This is a genomic window from Peribacillus sp. R9-11 (assembly GCF_031345095.1).
In the GTDB taxonomy this organism is placed as follows: domain Bacteria; phylum Bacillota; class Bacilli; order Bacillales; family DSM-1321; genus Peribacillus; species Peribacillus butanolivorans.
Window position 1 is genome coordinate 222,223 of sequence record NZ_CP133763.1, and the last position, 19,721, is coordinate 241,943.

22 protein-coding genes are annotated in these 19,721 nt (G+C 38.3%); 11 read left to right on the top strand and 11 right to left on the bottom strand.

Annotated elements, in window-relative coordinates:
* Window positions 1-148: 148 nt before the first annotated feature.
* Genes yhfH (RE409_RS01175) through yhfH (RE409_RS01200) form a run of 6 tightly spaced genes read right to left on the bottom strand, consistent with a single transcriptional unit; the run spans window position 149 to window position 1,128 of the window.
* Window positions 149-289 carry a protein YhfH gene (yhfH, locus tag RE409_RS01175; protein ID WP_201222427.1) on the bottom strand — a complete coding sequence of 47 codons (141 nt, stop codon included), beginning with the start codon at window positions 287-289 and terminating at the stop codon, window positions 149-151.
* Between the two features lie 23 nt (window positions 290-312).
* Window positions 313-453 carry a protein YhfH gene (gene yhfH, locus RE409_RS01180; RefSeq protein WP_082527583.1) on the bottom strand — a complete coding sequence of 47 codons (141 nt, stop codon included), beginning with the start codon at window positions 451-453 and terminating at the stop codon, window positions 313-315.
* Window positions 454-476: 23 nt separating this feature from the next.
* On the bottom strand, window positions 477-617 hold the full coding sequence (yhfH, locus tag RE409_RS01185) for a protein YhfH (protein ID WP_082527583.1): 141 nt from the start codon (window positions 615-617) through the stop codon (window positions 477-479).
* Between the two features lie 23 nt (window positions 618-640).
* On the bottom strand, window positions 641-781 hold the full coding sequence (gene yhfH / locus RE409_RS01190; protein ID WP_082527583.1) for a protein YhfH: 141 nt from the start codon (window positions 779-781) through the stop codon (window positions 641-643).
* Window positions 782-809: 28 nt separating this feature from the next.
* Window positions 810-947: a protein YhfH gene (gene yhfH / locus RE409_RS01195; protein WP_098176682.1), complete on the bottom strand. Its 138-nt coding sequence runs from the start codon at window positions 945-947 to the stop codon at window positions 810-812.
* Between the two features lie 46 nt (window positions 948-993).
* Complete coding sequence (gene yhfH, locus RE409_RS01200; protein ID WP_082527581.1) at window positions 994-1,128, bottom strand: protein YhfH; 135 nt, start codon at window positions 1,126-1,128, stop codon at window positions 994-996.
* A 715-nt stretch (window positions 1,129-1,843) separates the two neighbouring features.
* On the opposite strand from yhfH (RE409_RS01200), the gene RE409_RS01205 reads away from it, so the two are divergent.
* The 10 genes from RE409_RS01205 to RE409_RS01250 all read left to right on the top strand — a co-directional run bounded on the left by RE409_RS01205 (window position 1,844) and on the right by RE409_RS01250 (window position 13,122).
* Window positions 1,844-2,734, top strand: coding sequence for a diacylglycerol/lipid kinase family protein (locus tag RE409_RS01205; protein ID WP_201222426.1), 891 nt, complete (start codon window positions 1,844-1,846; stop codon window positions 2,732-2,734).
* Window positions 2,735-2,972: 238 nt separating this feature from the next.
* Complete coding sequence (locus RE409_RS01210; RefSeq protein ID WP_201188260.1) at window positions 2,973-5,006, top strand: Na+/H+ antiporter; 2,034 nt, start codon at window positions 2,973-2,975, stop codon at window positions 5,004-5,006.
* A 114-nt stretch (window positions 5,007-5,120) separates the two neighbouring features.
* Window positions 5,121-5,615 carry a GNAT family N-acetyltransferase gene (locus RE409_RS01215; RefSeq protein ID WP_309558387.1) on the top strand — a complete coding sequence of 165 codons (495 nt, stop codon included), beginning with the start codon at window positions 5,121-5,123 and terminating at the stop codon, window positions 5,613-5,615.
* A 296-nt stretch (window positions 5,616-5,911) separates the two neighbouring features.
* A complete protein-coding gene (locus RE409_RS01220) occupies window positions 5,912-7,297 on the top strand; it encodes a protoporphyrinogen oxidase (RefSeq protein WP_201188264.1) in 1,386 nt (461 codons plus the stop codon).
* Between the two features lie 175 nt (window positions 7,298-7,472).
* Window positions 7,473-8,015, top strand: coding sequence for a helix-turn-helix domain-containing protein (locus RE409_RS01225; protein WP_053348244.1), 543 nt, complete (start codon window positions 7,473-7,475; stop codon window positions 8,013-8,015).
* A 73-nt stretch (window positions 8,016-8,088) separates the two neighbouring features.
* Window positions 8,089-9,198: an ABC transporter ATP-binding protein gene (locus RE409_RS01230; RefSeq protein WP_053348245.1), complete on the top strand. Its 1,110-nt coding sequence runs from the start codon at window positions 8,089-8,091 to the stop codon at window positions 9,196-9,198.
* A complete protein-coding gene (locus tag RE409_RS01235; RefSeq protein WP_309558388.1) occupies window positions 9,188-9,991 on the top strand; it encodes an ABC transporter permease in 804 nt (267 codons plus the stop codon). The genes RE409_RS01230 and RE409_RS01235 overlap by 11 nt, the downstream gene beginning before the upstream one ends.
* A 1-nt stretch (window position 9,992) precedes the next feature.
* Complete coding sequence (locus RE409_RS01240) at window positions 9,993-10,796, top strand: ABC transporter permease (RefSeq protein WP_201188268.1); 804 nt, start codon at window positions 9,993-9,995, stop codon at window positions 10,794-10,796.
* Entirely contained in the window at window positions 10,793-11,866 is a 1,074-nt protein-coding gene (locus tag RE409_RS01245) for an ABC transporter substrate-binding protein (protein WP_201250169.1), read from the top strand. The genes RE409_RS01240 and RE409_RS01245 overlap by 4 nt, the downstream gene beginning before the upstream one ends.
* Before the next feature lie 365 nt (window positions 11,867-12,231).
* Entirely contained in the window at window positions 12,232-13,122 is an 891-nt protein-coding gene (locus RE409_RS01250; protein WP_201188272.1) for a foldase protein PrsA, read from the top strand.
* Window positions 13,123-13,293: 171 nt separating this feature from the next.
* Here RE409_RS01250 and RE409_RS01255 read toward each other — a convergent pair whose 3' ends face one another.
* From RE409_RS01255 to nagA, 5 genes are all read right to left on the bottom strand, one after another.
* Window positions 13,294-13,818: a YtxH domain-containing protein gene (locus RE409_RS01255; RefSeq protein WP_201188274.1), complete on the bottom strand. Its 525-nt coding sequence runs from the start codon at window positions 13,816-13,818 to the stop codon at window positions 13,294-13,296.
* A gap of 208 nt (window positions 13,819-14,026) precedes the next feature.
* Window positions 14,027-14,749: an SIS domain-containing protein gene (locus tag RE409_RS01260; RefSeq protein WP_201188276.1), complete on the bottom strand. Its 723-nt coding sequence runs from the start codon at window positions 14,747-14,749 to the stop codon at window positions 14,027-14,029.
* A gap of 86 nt (window positions 14,750-14,835) precedes the next feature.
* A complete protein-coding gene (gene phnF, locus RE409_RS01265; protein WP_053348252.1) occupies window positions 14,836-15,558 on the bottom strand; it encodes a phosphonate metabolism transcriptional regulator PhnF in 723 nt (240 codons plus the stop codon).
* 14 nt (window positions 15,559-15,572) lie between these two features.
* Window positions 15,573-16,307, bottom strand: coding sequence for a glucosamine-6-phosphate deaminase (nagB, locus tag RE409_RS01270; protein ID WP_201188279.1), 735 nt, complete (start codon window positions 16,305-16,307; stop codon window positions 15,573-15,575).
* Window positions 16,307-17,485, bottom strand: coding sequence for an N-acetylglucosamine-6-phosphate deacetylase (gene nagA / locus RE409_RS01275; protein ID WP_201222417.1), 1,179 nt, complete (start codon window positions 17,483-17,485; stop codon window positions 16,307-16,309). Before nagA ends, nagB begins: the two co-directional genes overlap by 1 nt.
* A gap of 312 nt (window positions 17,486-17,797) precedes the next feature.
* Between nagA and nagE the strand changes: the two genes are divergently transcribed.
* Entirely contained in the window at window positions 17,798-19,708 is a 1,911-nt protein-coding gene (nagE, locus tag RE409_RS01280; RefSeq protein ID WP_309558389.1) for an N-acetylglucosamine-specific PTS transporter subunit IIBC, read from the top strand.
* Window positions 19,709-19,721: the final 13 nt, after the last annotated feature.

The window sequence follows — 19,721 nt, forward strand, 5'->3', positions numbered from 1 at the left end:
AAAAAAACCAAGGGTGTTCAAAGGACATCCTTTTTATAATGCACTGAAAGGGAGTTGGAGTGGCAAGTTAATATATTTGTGATTTCTCGGAAATGTACTGACATCAAAAAGTTGGCCTTTACAGCTTCTTGATGTCAGTATCTTTTTTTTAATATTCATCTTTTTTGGAAAGGCAGTGGTCACATTCCATGAGGTAAGATTCAGCTTGTTCAGTGATTTGATCACCACACTTGGGACATTGTTTAGGTGGCAGGGTTCTAAAGAATTCCAACGGATTTTTAGTTTGCATGATAGTTTCCCCCTTTTAATTGTTTAGTAGTCTTCGCGTTTAGAAAGGCAGTGGTCACATTCCATGAGGTAAGATTCAGCTTGTTCAGTGATTTGATCACCGCACTCGGGACATTGTTTAGGTGGCAGGGTTCTAAAGAACTCCAACGGATTTTTAGTTTGCATGATAGTTTCCTCCTTTAAATGGTTTAGTAGTCTTCGCGTTTAGAAAGGCAGTGGTCACATTCCATTAAGTAAGATTCAGCTTGTTCAGTGATTTGATCACCGCACTCGGGACATTGTTTAGGTGGCAGGGTTCTAAAGAACTCCAACGGATTTTTAGTTTGCATGATAGTTTCCTCCTTTAAATGGTTTAGTAGTCTTCGCGTTTAGAAAGGCAGTGGTCACATTCCATTAAGTAAGATTCAGCTTGTTCAGTGATTTGATCACCGCACTCGGGACATTGTTTAGGTGGCAGGGTTCTAAAGAACTCTAACGGATTTTTAGTTTGCATGTGGTTCCCTCCTTTTAATTTGGTTAAACTAGTCTTCACGTTTGGTAAGACAGCGGTCACATTCCATTAAGTAGGACTCAGCATGTTCGACAATATGATCACCGCACTCAGGGCAATGTTTAGCAGGGATATTGTTGAAAAATTCAATGGTTTTTTTCGTTTGCATGATTATTTCCTCCTTTTAATGTTTTTATATTTTTTCTTAAAATGATTTATTCTTCACGTTTAGAAAGGCAGCGATCGCATTCCATCAGATAGGAATCTGATTGTTCAACAAGTGTTTCACCACATTCCGGGCAATGTTTAAATGAATGGTTTATTAATAAACTTGATTGATTTGTTTGCATGTCTCGCTCCTCCTCTATATAGTACAGTTTTTGTTGTTTGTTTGTTGTTATAATACAGTATATACCCGAAATTGGAAAATGTATAGGTATTTTACAGAAAATTTAAAAAATATTTCAGATTGAGCACAAAAACCCTATAGGAATAGGGTTTTTGTTAATATTTTTTTTTGTCATTTATTAAAAAAAATGAAAATCTGAAGAAATATATAGGTTGAGAAGTGAGGAAAATTAAGAGCGAACGAAAGGTTATGCAATATTCAATGAAATAAAATAGTGTTTTATGTAACAGATTGAAGTACAGATAAATTACACGAAAAACAAATTGATGGCTAACCTGTTTCTATTTCTATATGTCTTTTAGCTGCTCTAAAATGTCGGTAAGTTCATAAGACAGCAGTTAATATATGAAAGTTCCTGTGCAGGACTAATGAATATAACTTTTTCTCCTTTAAGCACCGATAAGCAAAAAACAGAGTGAATACTAGAAATATGAAACGATGGCTTGCATTCTCAACTTGTTAAAGTACGGCGGAAAATATCATCGTAAAGAAGGAAAGTATCTGACTTGTCAGTAGTGTTGCGTTCTTTTTTTTCGTGATCAGATACTTTTGATTCAAAAAAATGAATATTAAGCTCCTGAAAAGGGGGTGTGCGGTTTTAGTGCTTTAGTAAAGAGGTAACTTGGTAGTAGAAGTACATTAATGGGAGGTCGCATATGTCAAAAGTGATGATTATCATAAATCCATCTTCAGGGAAGGAAAAGGCAGGACAGATATTGCCGAACGCAGAAAGGGTACTAAGGTGTATCTATGATCAAGTGATTGTTCGTAAAACCGAAGTCGAAGGTGATGCTATGGAGTTTGCTAAGGAATCCTGTGCAGAAAAATTTGATGCTGTCATTTCGATGGGGGGAGATGGAACAGTAAATGAGACAGTGAATGGGTTGGCCGAACAGAAGCATCGGCCTGTTTTCGGCATCATTCCACTAGGAACGGTAAATGACTTCGCTAGGTCCCTTGGCATACCGTTGGATCCTGATAAATCCATAGAGATGTTAAAAGAAGCACAGATTAAGGATGCTGACATCGGGAAGATCAATGATCGTTATTTCATGAATGTGCTGGCGGTCGGTGCAATTGCTGAGGCTACCTCTAATGTGACCGTTGAGCAAAAAACTCGTCTGGGCTCACTTGCTTATTTTATAGAAGGAGCAAAAACATTAGTCAAAAAGACTCCGTTTCCTTTAACTGTTGAACATGATCAGGGAAGGTGGTTGGGAGAGGCTTATTTATTAATTGCCACGATGACTAATTCAGTCGGAGGTTTCGAACAACTTGCACCCGAGGCGGAAGTAAATGATGGAAAGTTGCACACATTTATTATTAAAGATTTATCCCTTCCTCTTATTATCAAGATTATTCCGAGTTTAATAAAGGGCGAGGTAAAGGGACACGAAGAAGTAGAATATATTCAAACTTCTAAGCTGCATTTATCTACATCAGAGGAACTTGCAATCAATATTGATGGCGATGTAGGGTGTCTTTTACCTATTCAGGCAAATGTGTTGCACAAACACCTTCGTCTTTTTGTTCCGCGAACAATATGAATGTATAGGTATAGAAGTCGAGTACACTAATCGGAAAAAGCTGATAGGGTAAATGTCGCAAAATCACCTCAATATTCAACTTTATCTATCCCGCAACGTGAGGGTCACTTGCTTTTATAAAAAGGTATCATTATTCCGGGTGCTTCTAGGAAATAATAGTTATTGAATGAATGAAGGGGTATATATATGGTACGCTTATAGTTATGAAAATAGATGAGAGAGGATGTTTGATGTTTGTATGGAGTTTTTTCTTGTTATATTAGCCCTTCTAATTTTAATTGGAATGTCTAATGTAATTAACCATTTTATACCCTTTATACCTGTACCGTTAATTCAAATAACGCTGGGTGTTGTGCTGGCGCTTTTACCTTTTGGTATCCACGTAGAGATGGAGACAGAGCTGTTTTTGCTGTTATTTATCGCACCTCTTTTATTCAACGATGGGAAGAATGTGCCCCGTACAGCCCTATGGAGGCTGAGAGCGCCTATTCTCATGCTTGCATTAGGCCTAGTATTCATAACGGTTTGGGCAGGAGGGTATCTAATCAACTGGATGATTCCTTCGATTCCACTGCCGGCTGCATTTGCTTTAGCTGCCATTTTGTCACCTACCGATGTAGTGGCAGTCAGCGCTTTGGCGAGCCGCGTTAAGCTGCCGAAGAGCATAATGCACCTTCTTGAAGGAGAAGGGCTCATGAATGATGCCTCAGGTCTAGTTGCCTTTAAATTTGCCGTTGCAGCTACAGTCACTGGTGTTTTCTCCTTAGTGGACGCAACGTTCAGTTTCATATGGATTGCGACTGGTGGTTTTGTAGGTGGAGCAATTATTGCCTTCATCATTATCAGGCTCCGTGTATTTCTTCGCCGTTTAGGAATGGAAGATGTTACGATGCACATGTTAATCCAAATCCTGACTCCTTTTATTATTTTCCTCGCTGTGGAACATTTCCACCTTTCTGGGATTTTAGCGGTCGTGGCTGGGGGTATTGTCCATGCCATTGAACGGGATCGGGAATTATCACCGACGGTAGAACTGCAGGTTGTTTCAAAGAGTACATGGTCTGTCATTTTGTATGTACTAAATGGACTTGTGTTTGTATTACTTGGCCTGCAAATTCCAAGCGTGGCGAAAATTATATTTGAAGATCCAGCTTTCAATAATGGACAAGTGATTATTTATATTGTGATTATTACACTGTTCCTCTTTGCTTTACGATTCATTTGGCTTATTGCAGCTTGGTCGATTGGCTGGATCACAAAAAAAGCTGGAGCCCAAAAACCAGACTTGAAAGCGGCCGGAATCATTACCATTTCCGGAGTACGAGGAGCGGTAACATTAGCTGGATCATTTTCGATTCCATACGTATTGGCAGATGGAAGTCCTTTCCCAGAGCGCTCGTTAATCATCTTTATTGCAGCAGGAGTTATACTATTGACCTTGATTGTTGCGAGTGTATTTCTACCTATTGTAGCAAGATCAGAAGAAGTGGAAATCGTAGATAAGCAGGCTGATAAAACAAAATCGGCTACCATTCACACACATCAAGCGGCGATTCGAGTTGTAGAATCCCAAATGACAGATGAAAACCGAGAAGCGGCTTTATCGATCATTTCAAGATATCATACGAAAATCAACGCACTGTCCTATGTAGAACAAGAGAAAGAGCCTGCTGCACTAAGAGAGGAAGAAAGGGTTCTTCGCTTTAAAGCTCTTGAGGCAGAGCAAAGATTCCTAGATAAACTTATTAAAGATGAGAAAGTGGACCGAGAAACGGCATTTATATGCAAGGAATATATTCAACGTATGGAAGGCGCGGTCACAAATCGGATGAAATTCCGTTTTTTCAGGACAGTAACACTTTTTAGAAGAAGTATGTTGCGAGTTTTTAAATTATTTTTCCCTAATAAAAATGAAATAAGAAGAATCAATTTAAAGAGATTGGAAAAGGTAAGAGACCTTAAAATCAGGATGTATAAAGCTGCCATCCAAGAGATCCAAGCCGGGATTACTTCCGAAAACCATGAGACGTCTTCCATGATTATTGAAGAGTATAAAGTGCTTATTTTAAGATGCAAACGAGAAAATAGAGGCCGTGTTCCCAGTAAAATGGTCGAATATGAAAGAGAGCTATTCTATAAAGCGATTCAGGCAGAGCGTGACGAAGTACAGGATATGTTTGAAAAACGACAAATTTCCCGTGATGTCGCCAATATACTCCGCCAGCAAATCAATTTACGTGAAGCACTAACAATCAATGAAAACACTCACTGAATATATGAAGAAGCGCTGCCGATATCTTCGGCAGCGCTTCTTCCAGTTAGTGGAGGGATTTTCGGAGGAAGTATCGAATTATTAAGGTATTCAATATTGAAGGAGTGTGATCAGTTGGAACAGGATCAGAAAATCGAGACCATCACTTTAACGCCTTATCTGCTGGAACATCATCAGGAGCTGTCACAGTTTTATTTACCGGAAACACAAACCTCCTTTTCAGCTCTACCGGAACAGTCACTACAATACTGCCGGGAAGATGTGGACAGGCATCCTTTCGTTATATTGGCTGATGGTATCCCTGTTGGTTTTTTCGTTTTACACATTGGAGAAAACATTAGCCCTTTCACCAACAATAAGAAAGCAATTTTACTCCGTGGATTTCTCGTTGATCAAAAGCACCAAGGCAAAAAGATTGCGAAGAAAGCCTTGCGAGTCCTTCCAGAATTCGCAAAGGAGATTTTTCCAAACAAAGATTTGATTATTCTTGCAGTGGACGCTATGAACGTGATAGCGAAAACTCTTTATGAGAAATCCGGATTTCAAGATACAGGAATTCAAAAAGAAGGAAGAAGCGGGTGGATGGAGATAATGGAATATAGATTATGAGATTGCATTTGATGGGTTGGTTTGTGAAGTGTATTGCTTTCCTTCTGATTGGAAAAAAAGAAAAAGGAACCACACGTAAATATAGATTCATTCGATTACGAATTATTAAATAGGTAACAACTGATATATGCATAGGGCAATTAGACTTTTCGAAACAGGGAAGGTCTTTTTCTTTGTCCAATTTGTTACAAGTTTCATTAGGAAACTTGATGATTTAGAGGGTCGCTTTTAATAATACGGCTGCCTTATGGTACACTTTACTTAATGAAAATTTCGTTAATCGAGGTGTAGTCCTAATGAAAACAGTCGTAGTCGTAGGTGGAGGCATTACAGGTTTATCAACCATGTATTATTTACAAAAAGCAGCTAAAGCGGACAGTCTCTCCGTACGATTAATATTAATAGAAGGTAATGAGGAATTAGGCGGTAAAATCAGGACCGTGCATGACGGGCCATTTAAAATAGAAGCGGGTGCCGATTCGATTGTCGCCAGGAAACAAAATATAAAACCATTTCTTAAAGAATTGAACCTAGAGGATCAAGTGGTCTATAATGCTACAGGAAAATCATTTATCCATACGGATGGCGTGCTAAAGAAAATCCCGGAAGATGCCTTATTTGGAATTCCAATGAGCTTAGAGTCTTTGGCGGAGAGTGAACTTGTATCTGCACAAGGGAAGGTCGACGCCTTAAAGGATTTCTATACAAAAAATGAGACGTTTACGAAGAATGACTCAATCGGCTTATTTCTTGAAAGTTTCTTAGGTAAGGAATTGGTGCAAAAACAAATTTCACCTGTCCTATCGGGAGTTTATTCAGGGAAATTGAATGAATTGACCATTGCTAAAACACTGCCAGAGATGCTGGATTATAAAAATGAATATGGCAGCATCATACGCGGTCTATCTGAAAATAAGCAGAAATACCAGAGCAAGGGAAATAAGAAGTTCCTTTCATTTAAAAATGGCTTATCTGTATTGATTGACCGTATTGAGGAAAGTCTAGATGTGGTGGAAATTTTAAAAGGGACCCAGGCGGAAAAAATAATAAAGAATGATGAAGGGTATATAATTTCATTGGCAAATGGTGAAATGCTGGAAACGGATTTCGTCGTATTGAGTACGCCGCACACTATTGCCCAGAAACTATTGGGTGATCAGGAGCTGGATAAAGACTTCGCGGGCTTAATCAATAGCTCGATGATTAGCATTTATCTTGGGTTTGATATACCAGATATCATGCTTCCTAATGATGGGACAGGTTTCATTGCTGGTGATAATAGTGATTTAATTTGTAACGCCTGTACGTGGACGAGCAGGAAATGGGGGCATACCTCTGAAAACAGTCAGCTTTTAGTAAGGCTCTTTTATAAAAGCTCAAGTCCAGACTATGATCGATTACAGTCCCTAACGAAACAGGAATTAATACAGGTGGCTTTAGGTGATATTAAAAATAGCTTGGATATTTCCGGGACTCCTATAACTAGTGAAGTAACAAAATGGCATGAAGATATGCCGAACTACCATATAAAGCATCCTCACATTGTTCAATCGTTGGAGGCGAAAATCGCCGAGAATTATCCGAATGTTTTACTTGCTGGCTGTTCATACAATGGTGTCGGAATACCGGACTGTATTGCAGATGGGGAAAAGAAAGCACAAGAGATTTATGCGAAGTTGTAAAGGGGGACTGCCAGGGGGGCAGTCCTTTTTTTTGTATCTGCTATCCTGGAAATTTCGTTTGAAGTTTCCTGCATTTCCTGTATAATAATATTCGTTAAATTAAACTTTAAGTTTACTAATACAAAACTTTATGCACTTCGAGTTTACTATTTGTAAACCGATTGAGGGTAAAATTATGCAAATTGGAAAGAAAATAAAAAACCTTCGTTTGAAAAAGGGATTGACCCAAGAAGAGTTGGGAGAAAGAACTGATTTAAGCAAAGGGTATATTTCACAATTAGAAAGAGATTTGAGTTCGCCTTCAATTGAAACTTTCTTCAATATTTTAGAAGTACTAGGCTGTACTCCAAAGCAATTCTTCGATGAAGAGGAACAGGTCCAGAAAGTAGTTTATGAGGAAGAGGCACAAACATTTTTTATTGATGAGGAACGAGGCTATCAAATTCAGTGGCTTGTACCTGAATCGAATGAGAAGGAAATGGAACCAATTCGCCTGACTCTTCAGGAAAAGGGGGAATTCAAAAAATTTGAACCATCCTTATCGGAAACATTCGGTTATGTATTAAGTGGAAGAGTTATTGTAAAGCTAGGTACACATACTTATCTAGTAAAAGCCGGGGAATCGATTTATTTTCATGCATCTGATGAACACCAAATCATCAATGATTTTGATGGTCCATCTGAGTTATTGCTTGTGGTGACGGAATCATATTTATAGAAACCAAAACATATGCTGCCGTTTGTTTAGGGTAAAAATAGATTATTAAGGTAATGGAAAGAGGGAAGTAGCTATGACAAACGAGAAGATTATACGCTTCGAACACGTTACAAAGCAATTTGATGATGATACCGTTGTTCTCGATAATGTTAGTTTTGAAGTTGAGAGGGGCAAGTTCTACACACTCTTAGGTCCTTCAGGCTGTGGTAAGACCACTATCCTTCGCTTGATTGCTGGATTTACGGAAGCTTCCAAGGGCGATATTTATTTTGAAGGAAAAAAAATCAATAATGTTCCAGCCAATAAACGACAAGTTAATACGGTTTTTCAAGATTATGCACTTTTTCCGCATTTAAATGTATTTGAAAATGTGGCATTCGGGCTCCGAATCAAAAAAATGAAAAATGCGGATGTAGAAATAAAGGTAAAGGAAGCTCTGAGCTTCGTAAATTTGGAGGGCTATGAAAAACGTGAAATCAGGGAAATGTCCGGTGGTCAGCGCCAACGGGTAGCGATTGCCAGAGCGATTGTTAATGAACCAGAAGTTATCCTTCTTGATGAACCGTTATCTGCCCTTGATTTGAAATTGCGTACAGAAATGCAATATGAATTACGTGAACTACAACAAAGGCTTGGAATCACCTTTATCTTCGTCACTCATGACCAAGAGGAAGCACTCGCGATGTCGGATGAAATCTTTGTCCTCAACAAAGGGAAAATTCAACAAAGTGGGACGCCTACGGATATTTATGATGAGCCGCTGAATCGGTTTGTTGCTGATTTCATTGGTGAGTCTAACATCGTAAAAGGAAAAATGATTGAAGATTATCTAGTGGAATTTGTCGGCAGGCAATTTGAATGCGTCGACCAAGGTTTGAATCGTAATGAAGCAGTGGATATTGTCATCCGTCCAGAAGATTTAGAGATTACTTCTGTTGATCGCGGGAAACTGCAGGTTCGAGTGGATTCTCAGCTATTTCGTGGTGTGCATTACGAAATCAGCTGCTATGACCATGATGGTAATGAATGGCTTGTCCAATCTACTAAAAAGGCGACAGTTGGAGACGAAATTGGACTGTATTTCGATCCTGAAGCAATTCATGTCATGAGGTTAGGTGAAACAGAGGAAGAATTCGATAAGCGTCTAGAAGCGTATCATGATGGGGAAAGTCATGCAGAATAAAATGTCCCGTAATATTTACTTCATTCCTTATGTCCTATGGATTGCTCTATTTGTTATTGCGCCTATTCTGCTCATCCTTTATTATTCTTTTTTTGATATCGAAGGAAATCTATCATTGATTAACTATCAAAAATTCTTTACACCCGTTTATTTAAAAATGACTTTGAGCTCATTTTGGTATGCTTTTTTAATTACAGGGATATCGCTGTTAGTGGCTTATCCGACTGCTTACTTGTTGACAAAAACCAAACATAAGCAGTTGTGGCTGTTACTGATCATCGTACCTTCTTGGATTAATTTACTCTTAAAAGCTTATGCCTTTATCGGTATTTTTGGCACATATGGTGTGGCGAATGGTTTTCTAGAAGCCATAGGAATTGGGAAGCAGCAAATTCTCTTTACAGATTTCAGTTTCATATTCGTTTCGGTTTATATATTTATCCCGTTCATGATCTTACCGATATTCAATGCACTGGACGAAATGAATCCAACACTTTTAGATGCGGCAAATGACTTAGGAGCGTCCCGATGGATGACATTCCACCGCGTGATTTTCCCGTTAACAATCGACGGTGTTAAGACGGGGTGCCAGGTCGTCTTCATCCCAGCACTTTCATTGTTCATGCTGACAAGGTTGATTGCCGGTAATCGTGTCATTACCCTTGGTACGGCAATCGAGCAGCATTTTCTCGTGACACAGGATTGGGGAATGGGTTCCACAATTGCTGTCTTTTTGATTATTATAATGTTCCTGATTATGTTTGTAACGGGTAACCGAAAGCAGGGTGTGTAAAATGAGTAATAAATTATCACCATTATCAAAAGCGTTTCTCGTTTTGATTTTTCTCGTACTCTATGCACCGATTTTCTTTTTAGTATTTTACTCGTTTAACAGCGGTGGTACGATGTATGACTTCAAAGGGTTTACCTTTGAATGGTACAGGGAGCTGTTCCAAGATACAAGGTTGTTGATCATTGTATTAAATACACTTGTGATTGCTTTATTATCTGCACTAATCGCTACGATCATTGGCGTGATTGGAGCAATTGGAATCCGGTCCTTTACGAGCAGTAAAGCAAAAAATACGTTATTGTCTCTGAATAACGTATTGATCGTCAGCCCAGATGTGATTATTGGTGCCTCCTTCCTGATTCTTTTCACAATGGCCGGAATCAAGCTCGGGTTTTACTCCGTACTGTTGTCACACATCGCCTTCAGTATTCCAATTGTTGTTCTACTCGTGCTTCCAAAACTTCAGGAGATGAGTCCGACCTTAATCGATGCTGCCCGTGATTTAGGGGCAAGCCGGTGGGATGTATTGACGAAGGTTATCTTGCCTTACATTTTACCAGGTATCTTTGCTGGATTTTTTATGGCTTTGACTTATTCACTCGATGATTTTGCGGTTACATTTTTTGTGACTGGTAACGGATTCTCCACCCTTTCCGTGGAAATCTATTCATTGGCGCGCCGTGGAATTTCATTAAATATTAATGCGTTATCGACATTGCTGTTCGCAGTAACACTTCTGTTGGTTGTCGTTTATTATTTTATTACTCAACGAGTCAGGCAGACGGGAATGGGGGGCAGACGATGAAAAAGCTCGTCCAAATGTTCTTAGTCATTTCTGTCGTATCTGCCCTGCTTTTATATGCGATTTCAAGATTGAATACATCGCAGGGTTTTACGAGCAGCAATACGCTTACCATCTATAATTGGGGCGATTACATCGATTCAGATTTAATCGACCGTTTTGAAGAAGAAACAGGCATCAAGGTCATTTATGAGACGTTCGATTCTAATGAAGCAATGATGACCAAAATCGAACAGGGCGGTACGACTTATGATATCGCTATCCCGTCCGAATATATGATTGATAAAATGCGTGAAGAAGATTTACTTGTTCCCTTGGATCATTCCAAGCTTCCTAATTTGAAAAATATCGACGAGCGATTTATCAACCTGCCGTTCGATCCAGAAAATAAATTTTCCGTTCCTTACTTCTGGGGAACTGTTGGTATAGTTTATAATTCTAAGATGCTTGGTGGTAAAGAGATTACAGCCTGGGCAGATTTATGGGATAAGGATTTGAAAAATGAAATCCTCTTAACAGATGGTGCCCGAGAAGTAATTGGTATGGGGCTGAACTCTTTGAATTATTCCCTGAATGATACGAATGAAGAACATCTTCTAGCGGCAAAAGCCAAGCTCGATACACTCACTCCGAACATTAAAGCAATTGTTGGGGATGAAAGCCGCATGCTATTGGAAGCACAGGAGGCGGCGATTGGTCTGGTTTGGTCGGGAGTGGCTTCTGAAATTATGGCTGAAAATGAAGATCTCGAATATGTGGTGCCTGAAGAGGGGTCTAATTTATGGTTTGATAATATGGTAATACCGAAAACGACCAAAAATGTGGACGCAGCTCATCAGTTTATCAACTTCATGCTGGATCCAGAAGTAGCGGCACAAAACGCTGAATATGTTAGCTACTCAACTCCTAATAAAGAAGCGTTGAAATATATGCCGGAAGAAGTAGTGAAGGATGAGCGTTTTTATCCATCACCAGAATTAACAGAGAAACTGGAAGTGTACGAAAACCTTGGGAAGAAAAACTTAGCCCATTACAATGAACTCTTTTTGGAATTCAAAATGCATCGTAAATAATACAAGAAAGAGCATGGTGTAAGAGGAATCCTCTACTTACGCCATGCTTTTTCTTTTCTAAGTTTGTGACTAGTTCTAATGTGGATTTCGTGCCAAACATATAAAAGTACATCATCATCTCCTGTTAGCTATACTCCCAAATTCAGTATTATGATATAACTTATCATCTTTGGAATAATGAATCTTTATTGAATTGGTCAGACGGTAGACAATCAGTCTTTAGTAAAAGTACTCTAAAATATCAGTTGAGAGATAAGTATGTTAGTATAATGACTGGATAAAGTGTATACAGCAGTGGGAGTAAAATCTTAAGGATTTATTAATATTTCCAAGCTATTATAATAGAAAAATTAAGGAGAGTATTCATGAAACTATTAAGAAGCACGAAGGCATATGTTTGGGCAGGAAGCATCTTAGTCATTGCTGGTATCATGGTATTTGCGATGATTTCGTCTACAGATAAGACAATGGCGAGCGTAGATGGAGAGAAAATCAATAAGGATGAGCTTTATGACGCGCTTGTTGAGGGGTATGGAGCAGATACATTAAACCTATTAATTACAAATAAATTGGTTGCATTGGAAGCGGAAAAAGAGGGAATTAAAATTAAGGATGAAGAAATCCAGAAAGAGATCGATACTCTGGTAGAATCCTATGGTGATGAAAAAGCGTTCAAAGAACAATTGGAAGCAAGCGGTTCTTCCATGGATGCCTTGAAAAAAGACATTGTGGTTTATCTTCAAACGAAAAAATTGATTGAACCGAGAATTACCGTGACAGATGATGAAATCAGCACGTATTTTGAAGATAATAAAGATACCTTTGCTCAAGCAGAACAAGTGGAAGCTAGTCATATTTTAGTTGATGACGAAAAAACGGCTAAGAAAGTTGCGAAAGAAATTGCAGAAGGTGGCGATTTTGCTAAATTGGCAGCTGAATATTCTACTGATACAGAAACGGCAGAAAAGGGTGGAAGCTTAGGATACTTTGGTAAAGGTGATATGGTGAAGGAATTTGAAGACGTTGCCTTTGATCTTGATATAGATAAAGTCAGTGATCCAGTTAAATCAGATTATGGGTACCATATCATAAAAGTAACCGGTAAGAAGGAAGCGAAAAAAGCTAATTTAGAAGACAGTAAAAAAGAAATTAAAGAAACGCTTCTTTCTGAAAGATTACAAGAGGAATATTCTGTTTGGTTAGCTGAAGTAAAAGAAGATCATGAGATAACGAATAAATTAGAAGGTACTGAATAAGGGGTGAAAAAGATGATTCCAAATCGAATAACATCCACTTTGGACCATCTTTTTTATAACACTATCCATTGTATTTAGTAATCTTTTTGAAAATATGATTATTGAAGAGGATAGGACCATATTTAGAAAAAAGGAGCAGAGACGTATTGTCCTCTTCTCCTTTTTTATTTGTTAGAAGTTAGATGAAATGGACTTTTCATTGGAGAGTTCTGATTTTGTAACTAGTTCATCACTTTCTTTTTCTCCTTTTTTATTGTCATCTTTTAATGACTGAGCTGGGGTTTCTTTCAATTGTTTTCCCGCCACTACAACTTTGGAGCTGATGCCTTTTAGTTCACTTGTTGCTTCTTTGGCTGAATCAAGGGCATCAGTGGAGATATCCTTTACTTCGGTTACCTTGCCTACCACGTCTTCATTAACGTTTTCATATAAAGTTTCAACGTCATTGATTGCCTCTTTAATCGTGTTGGCTGCTCCTTTAACGCCAGATACCATCTGTTCCTTCACTTCGCCTGGATTTTCCTTAACTTGTTCAATCATATTCACGGAGTTGTCTTTTAAAAGGATTGCCGATCTTTTTACTTTATTCCTTGTATTGGAGTCAAGTAAGGTTAAAGCACCACCTACAAGTCCGCCAATAAGAATACCTTTTAACAGTTTGCTATTCGTTTCAGTTTCAATAGTTGGTTGTGTCATCTATATTTCCTCCTCTAAGAATAGTAGATTGATTGCTTATTAGGGTTTTCCCTTATTTACCATAACTTAAACTTGTATAATAAAAACAAGGAATAAAAGGGAGTACCTCTAAAATTAAAAGAAGGCATCCGTATGGATGCCTTCTTTTAATTTTGCATATGGAACTAACGAAACAAAAAACTTATGTATTCCTTTTTGGGAAAAGGATTCACAATTGGGGAATCCTTGTTTTATATTTCGCGATTAGTTTTTGATTGTGTTCATCTGCCCCTTCGATATTCCCACTTAGGAAAACGGGAGGGGTCACCCCTGATTTAATAATGGTCTCAATGACTTGGGTGAAAATCATATTTAGAAGGACAGCTCCAATTACAGTCGATCCAGATCCAAATGATATATTGTTTGATTTCAGTAATGTATCACCTTTGGAAATATGATTGTCTATGATTAAATCAACGACATCGTGGAGAAAAAGTTTCTGTTTATGCCGTGAAGAACAACTGTTAGCATACTCAGGTGAAGTCAATCCAATAACAAAGGCGCCTTTTTCTTTTGCGATTGTAGCAACATCGATGGGAACGGGATTGACACCAGAGGATGAAATGACGATACAGACATCACCAGGACGGATATCCTCATCATTCATGAATTTCTCTGATAGGCCATTTTGTCTTTCAAGTTGCGATGACCTTGATGCTCCCTTAAAAAGCATCAAATCTTCAACGAAAATAGGACGAATGGCTGCTAACCCGCCTGAGCGGTAGAATACCTCTTCTGTCAATATATGAGAGTGTCCGCTTCCAAACAAATGGATGATTCCATCTGACATTACTGCTTTTGAGATGTGTTTCACAGATTCCTTAATCGAAAGCTTTTCCTGTTCTACCACAGTTGAGAGTAAATCCTGCACTGCTTCAAAATATGAGTTCATATGTGACACCCTCCGATTACCTTTAGCATTAAAAGATTATAGTGATGAATTTGTCCTTACTTGCATATCCGGTAAAAATATTCAAATTATCTAGTAATGTTGATTGTAAACTTATACCTGTCTGCACGATAAGCTGATTTAACATATTCTAGGGGGGTTCCATCTTGTAAAAACGTATTCCTTTGAATGAATAAAATGGGCGAATGTTTAGGAATCGCTAAATGGGTAATTTCTGTATCTGAAGCAATCGCTGATTCTAATGTTTGTGTAGCATAGTCGATTTTAAGTTTAGCGTAATTTTCTATATATTGGTAAAGGGACAGGTTGATAATTTCTTCAGTTAATCCCTTAATTAAATTCGCAGACATATACATCGTTTCGAGTGCCATTGGAACGTCATCGGCCAATCGTATCCGCTTTATTTCATAAACAGGAGCATAAGTGGAAATGTGCAGTTCATTAGCAATTTTTTTATTTGCCGGAATGATTTCGAAGCTCAGCAGTTTACTGCTTGGGTTTAGCCCTCGGGCTTTCATATCCTCTGTAAAGCTAGTCAGTCCATTAAGCTGCTGCTCCAGCTTCTTATCGGCTACAAAGGTTCCTCTGCCTTTCTGACGATATAGGTATCCATCATTAACTAGGTTATTAATGGCTTGACGGACAGTCATTCGGCTAATTTCGAATTGTTCTGCATATTCACGTTCAGATGGAAGGGCATTGTGCGCTTGGAACTCACCACTTTCTATTTGTCTTTTTATTTGTTCTTCGATTTGAAAATAAATTGGAAGAGGTGAGTTTTTATCAATCATTGATTTTCGCTCCTTTAGGGTATTAACACTCCAGATAACGCTTTTTGGTCTGCGATAATTGTAACATTATTATGTTTTTTAAGGATAGATGCAGGAAATTCCTCTGTTATTTCCCCGTGTATTAATTTCTTCAAGGTTTCGGCTTTCTCTTCTCCTGATATTAGCAGCAGAATTTCTTTACTTTTCATTATTGTGGCAATACCCATCGTAATTGCATGTGTGGGTACTTCGTCGATGGAGTCGAAATAGCGTGCGTTCGCTTGTCGAGTTGATTCCTCAAGTGCGACTACATGTGTACCAGACGAGAAAGAAGTTCCTGGTTCATTAAAACCAATATGACCATTTTGTCCAATTCCAAGTATTTGAAGATCAATCCCACCCAATGTTTCAATCATTTTGTCAAAACGAGTACATTCCTTGTCAAGATTATCGGCTGTACCATTTGGAAGATAAGTTTGTTCTTTATTTATATTAATATGAGCAAATAATGACTGGTCCATATAATAATGATAACTGTTTGGATCATTTGAATCTAAGCCGATATACTCATCAAGATTAAATGATGTTACGTTTTCATAAGAAGTATTATTTTGCATGTGATCTTCAATTAGCGTATCGTACGTCCCTTTTGGTGTCCCGCCTGTTGCAAGACCGAGCTTGATTTTCGAATTCTCTTTAACTTTTCGAATGACTATATTTGCAGCTGACTGACTCATTTCTTTGTAATCCTGCACTTTAATAATATTCATTATACATTCTCCTTTTTAAATGCTAATTTACCTCTGCAGAACGTCATTTCAACATCCAATTTTTCATTTAATATTACAAGATCAGCATCTTTTCCAACCTGTATACTACCTTTTCGATCAAAAATCCGAAGCTGTTTGGCAGGATTTTCTGCCGTCATTTTAATAATGTCAGTCATGGAACAGCCTGTATATTGCAAGGTGTTCTTAATGGCATCGTTCATTTTCAATATACTGCCTGCGAGTGTTCCATTTGATAGGGTTGCTGTCGTTTCGTTAACATACACGGGCTGGCCGCCTAAATCATAGGTACCCTTTTCAAGCCATTTGGCACGAAGCGAGTCCGTTATCAAGATCATCCGGTCACTGGTAATTTGGCTATAAGCTAACTTCACCATTTCCGGTCGGCAGTGAATGCCATCAGCAATAAGTTCAACAAACAGCTCGTCTCTAAGATAAGCAGCACCCAATACACCAGGCTCGCGGTGATGAAGACCCCGCATCCCATTATAAAGATGCGTGACGTGAGTAGTCCCTGCAGAAATCGCTTCACCTATTTGGTCATACGTTGCATCTGAATGTCCAATGGAAGCGACGACGCCTGTTTCCTTTAAGTGAGCTGCAAGATCTAATCCGTTTTGTTGTTCAGGTGCAAGCGTTACAAGCTTGATCTGATTTTGGGCAATTTCCTGCCATCTTTTAAATAGAGGGACATCAGGATCAACGATGTACTCTTCAGGCTGTGCTCCCTTACGTGCTGGTGAAATGAAAGGACCTTCTAAATGAATCCCAACTATTTCAGCGTGATCCTGTGTTTGATTTCCGATATAATTACCCGCATTAAGAAGTGCTGATTCAATGGCATCTGTCGATTGAGTCATTGTAGTGGCCAGAAAGCTGGTGGTTCCTTCTTTTGGAAGTGTTTCTGCCATTGTAGATAAAGCTTCATATGTGGCGTCCATTGCATCAGCATTAGATGCCCCGTGAATATGAATATCGATGGCACCTGGAATTACCTGATAATCCGGTGAAAGTGTAATTACTTTAGCATCATCGTCATGTTTGTATTGGTTGACTGGACCTACTTCGGCAATTTTTCCGTCGACGACTTTAATGTACCCATTTTTGTATGTTTCCTTTTCGCTATAAACTATTAGATTATTAATAATGAATGTTTTCATACATAATCTCCTTTATGAAAGTAAAACTTAATGAATGAGTCATAAATTGGTCTCATATATTTTGCCCTCATTTTATCGCTTTTATTATAAGTTGTCTAGACCAGTTAAGGAGTAGCGGGAATAAAAATGATATTTTTGCTTTATTTTCGAAGGATATAGTATATTTTTCAATTAAATTGGTATAGACATCTATATATTTTTTATGCTAGTATAATCCAAAGAAAAGTTATTATATTGACAAAATGAAAACGCTTTATACGTCTTGTCGTTCTGCTGAATCAAAAGAAGTTAGGAACAAGGGAGATGAGTTCGATGTTAAATTTTTTACAAAAGATTGGGAAAGCTTTGATGTTACCGATCGCTGTTTTGCCTGCAGCGGCTTTATTGCTTCGCCTAGGTCAACCGGATTTACTTGATATTGCATTTATAGCTGCCGCAGGAAAAGCGATTTTTGATAATCTTGCCATACTGTTCGCTTTAGGTATAGCGATAGGATTATCTAAAGACGGAAGCGGTGCAGCGGCATTAGCTGGTCTTGTTGGTTACTTTGTTTTAACGAATGGTACACAAGCAATTAATAAAGATATCGACATGGCTGTTTTAGGTGGGATTATATCAGGTATAGTTGCTGCCTTCCTATATAATAGATACTCTGAAATAAGACTCCCTGAATGGCTTGGATTCTTTTCAGGGAAACGATTTGTTCCGATTATTACATCGTTAGCGATGATAATACTGGCAGGAATATTTGGCTTTGTATGGCCGCCAATTCAAGATGTAATCAATAACGTTGGAGACTGGATTACAGGTGCAGGAGCTTTAGGTGCTGGTGTATTTGGCGTATTGAATCGCTTATTGCTTCCAGTAGGTTTGCATCACGTCTTGAATAGTATGGTATGGTTTGTTTTTGGTGAATACAATGGAGCAACTGGTGATATAAACCGTTTCTTCGCAGGTGATCCAACTGCTGGGCCATTTATGACAGGATTTTTCCCTATCATGATGTTCGGTTTACCAGCAGCAGCATTAGCGATGATTGCAGCTGCTAAGAAAGAGAAACGTAAATTAGTAACGGGGATGCTGGTTGGTTTAGCTTTCACTTCTTTCTTAACAGGAATCACTGAACCAATTGAATTTCTGTTTATGTTCATTGCTCCAGTATTATATGTAATACATGCAATTTTAACTGGGATCTCATTAGCTCTCGCTGTTCTATTGGATATCCATCATGGTTTTGGATTCTCGGCAGGAGCCATTGATTATTTCTTGAACTTTGGAATTGCTCAAAAGCCACTATGGTTAATACCGATTGGATTAGTTTACGCTGCAATTTACTTTGTGATTTTCTATTTTGTTATAAAAATTATGGATTTAAAAACACCTGGTCGTGAAGATGATGAGGAAGAAGCAGAAGAAGATACTGTTGTGAAAACAGGGGATAAATATGCCGATATGGGGTCACTTTTCATTCAAGACCTTGGCGGTAAAGAAAATATTAAAGTTATAGATAATTGTGCAACACGGTTACGTTTAGAGGTTGGCAATTCAGATAATGTGAATGAAGTAGCATTAAAAAGACATGGTGCACGTGGCGTGATGAAGTTAAATAAATCAAGTGTTCAGGTCATTGTTGGAACAAATGTAGAATTTGTTGCCAATGCGATGAAACAACTTGTAAAGAATGATGCTCATCCAAGCCAAGTTAAAACAAAACCATCAGCACAAGTAATGGCTGAAACAGTAGAAGAAAACCAAGCTTTAGATGTAAATGATTTTGTTCTTCCGTTAGAAGGTAATGTTTTGCCGTTAGACCAGGTTCCTGATCAAGTGTTTGCTATGAAAATGATGGGTGACGGCTTAGCTATTGAGCCGGTAAATGGGACACTCGTATCACCAATTGATGGGGAAGTGTTCAGTATCTTCCCAACAAAGCATGCATTGGGATTGAAAATGAATAATGGTCTTGAAATTCTGATCCATGTTGGTTTAGATACAGTTAAATTAAATGGAGAAGGCTTTACATCTCTTGTACAAGAAGGTCAAAAGATAACAAAAGGAACGCCTCTTTTGGAAGTTGACCTAGATTTCATACAAAGAAATGCTCCGTCTACTGTTACTCCTATCATATTCACTAACTTACCTGAAGGAACGGCAGTGAAATTACAGAAGACAGGGTTCCAGAAACAAAATACAGCAGACATCATTCGGTTGGAAAAACTTTAAATAACAGTAAAAA

What these genes read in the sequence shown, in the direction of transcription:
- yhfH (WP_082527583.1), bottom strand. Translation starts at nt 617, where the DNA reads ATGCAAACTAAAAATCCGTTGGAGTTCTTTAGAACCCTGCCACCTAAA.
- RE409_RS01230 (WP_053348245.1), top strand. Translation starts at nt 8,089, where the DNA reads ATGACAAACGAGAAGATTATACGCTTCGAACACGTTACAAAGCAATTT.
- nagA (WP_201222417.1), bottom strand. Translation starts at nt 17,485, where the DNA reads ATGAAAACATTCATTATTAATAATCTAATAGTTTATAGCGAAAAGGAA.
- nagB (WP_201188279.1), bottom strand. Translation starts at nt 16,307, where the DNA reads ATGAATATTATTAAAGTGCAGGATTACAAAGAAATGAGTCAGTCAGCT.
- RE409_RS01225 (WP_053348244.1), top strand. Translation starts at nt 7,473, where the DNA reads ATGCAAATTGGAAAGAAAATAAAAAACCTTCGTTTGAAAAAGGGATTG.
- RE409_RS01235 (WP_309558388.1), top strand. Translation starts at nt 9,188, where the DNA reads ATGCAGAATAAAATGTCCCGTAATATTTACTTCATTCCTTATGTCCTA.
- RE409_RS01210 (WP_201188260.1), top strand. Translation starts at nt 2,973, where the DNA reads ATGGAGTTTTTTCTTGTTATATTAGCCCTTCTAATTTTAATTGGAATG.
- yhfH (WP_082527581.1), bottom strand. Translation starts at nt 1,128, where the DNA reads ATGCAAACAAATCAATCAAGTTTATTAATAAACCATTCATTTAAACAT.
- RE409_RS01220 (WP_201188264.1), top strand. Translation starts at nt 5,912, where the DNA reads ATGAAAACAGTCGTAGTCGTAGGTGGAGGCATTACAGGTTTATCAACC.
- yhfH (WP_082527583.1), bottom strand. Translation starts at nt 453, where the DNA reads ATGCAAACTAAAAATCCGTTGGAGTTCTTTAGAACCCTGCCACCTAAA.
- RE409_RS01255 (WP_201188274.1), bottom strand. Translation starts at nt 13,818, where the DNA reads ATGACACAACCAACTATTGAAACTGAAACGAATAGCAAACTGTTAAAA.
- yhfH (WP_082527583.1), bottom strand. Translation starts at nt 781, where the DNA reads ATGCAAACTAAAAATCCGTTAGAGTTCTTTAGAACCCTGCCACCTAAA.
- RE409_RS01240 (WP_201188268.1), top strand. Translation starts at nt 9,993, where the DNA reads ATGAGTAATAAATTATCACCATTATCAAAAGCGTTTCTCGTTTTGATT.
- nagE (WP_309558389.1), top strand. Translation starts at nt 17,798, where the DNA reads ATGTTAAATTTTTTACAAAAGATTGGGAAAGCTTTGATGTTACCGATC.
- RE409_RS01205 (WP_201222426.1), top strand. Translation starts at nt 1,844, where the DNA reads ATGTCAAAAGTGATGATTATCATAAATCCATCTTCAGGGAAGGAAAAG.
- RE409_RS01245 (WP_201250169.1), top strand. Translation starts at nt 10,793, where the DNA reads ATGAAAAAGCTCGTCCAAATGTTCTTAGTCATTTCTGTCGTATCTGCC.
- RE409_RS01250 (WP_201188272.1), top strand. Translation starts at nt 12,232, where the DNA reads ATGAAACTATTAAGAAGCACGAAGGCATATGTTTGGGCAGGAAGCATC.
- phnF (WP_053348252.1), bottom strand. Translation starts at nt 15,558, where the DNA reads ATGATTGATAAAAACTCACCTCTTCCAATTTATTTTCAAATCGAAGAA.
- yhfH (WP_201222427.1), bottom strand. Translation starts at nt 289, where the DNA reads ATGCAAACTAAAAATCCGTTGGAATTCTTTAGAACCCTGCCACCTAAA.
- yhfH (WP_098176682.1), bottom strand. Translation starts at nt 947, where the DNA reads ATGCAAACGAAAAAAACCATTGAATTTTTCAACAATATCCCTGCTAAA.
- RE409_RS01260 (WP_201188276.1), bottom strand. Translation starts at nt 14,749, where the DNA reads ATGAACTCATATTTTGAAGCAGTGCAGGATTTACTCTCAACTGTGGTA.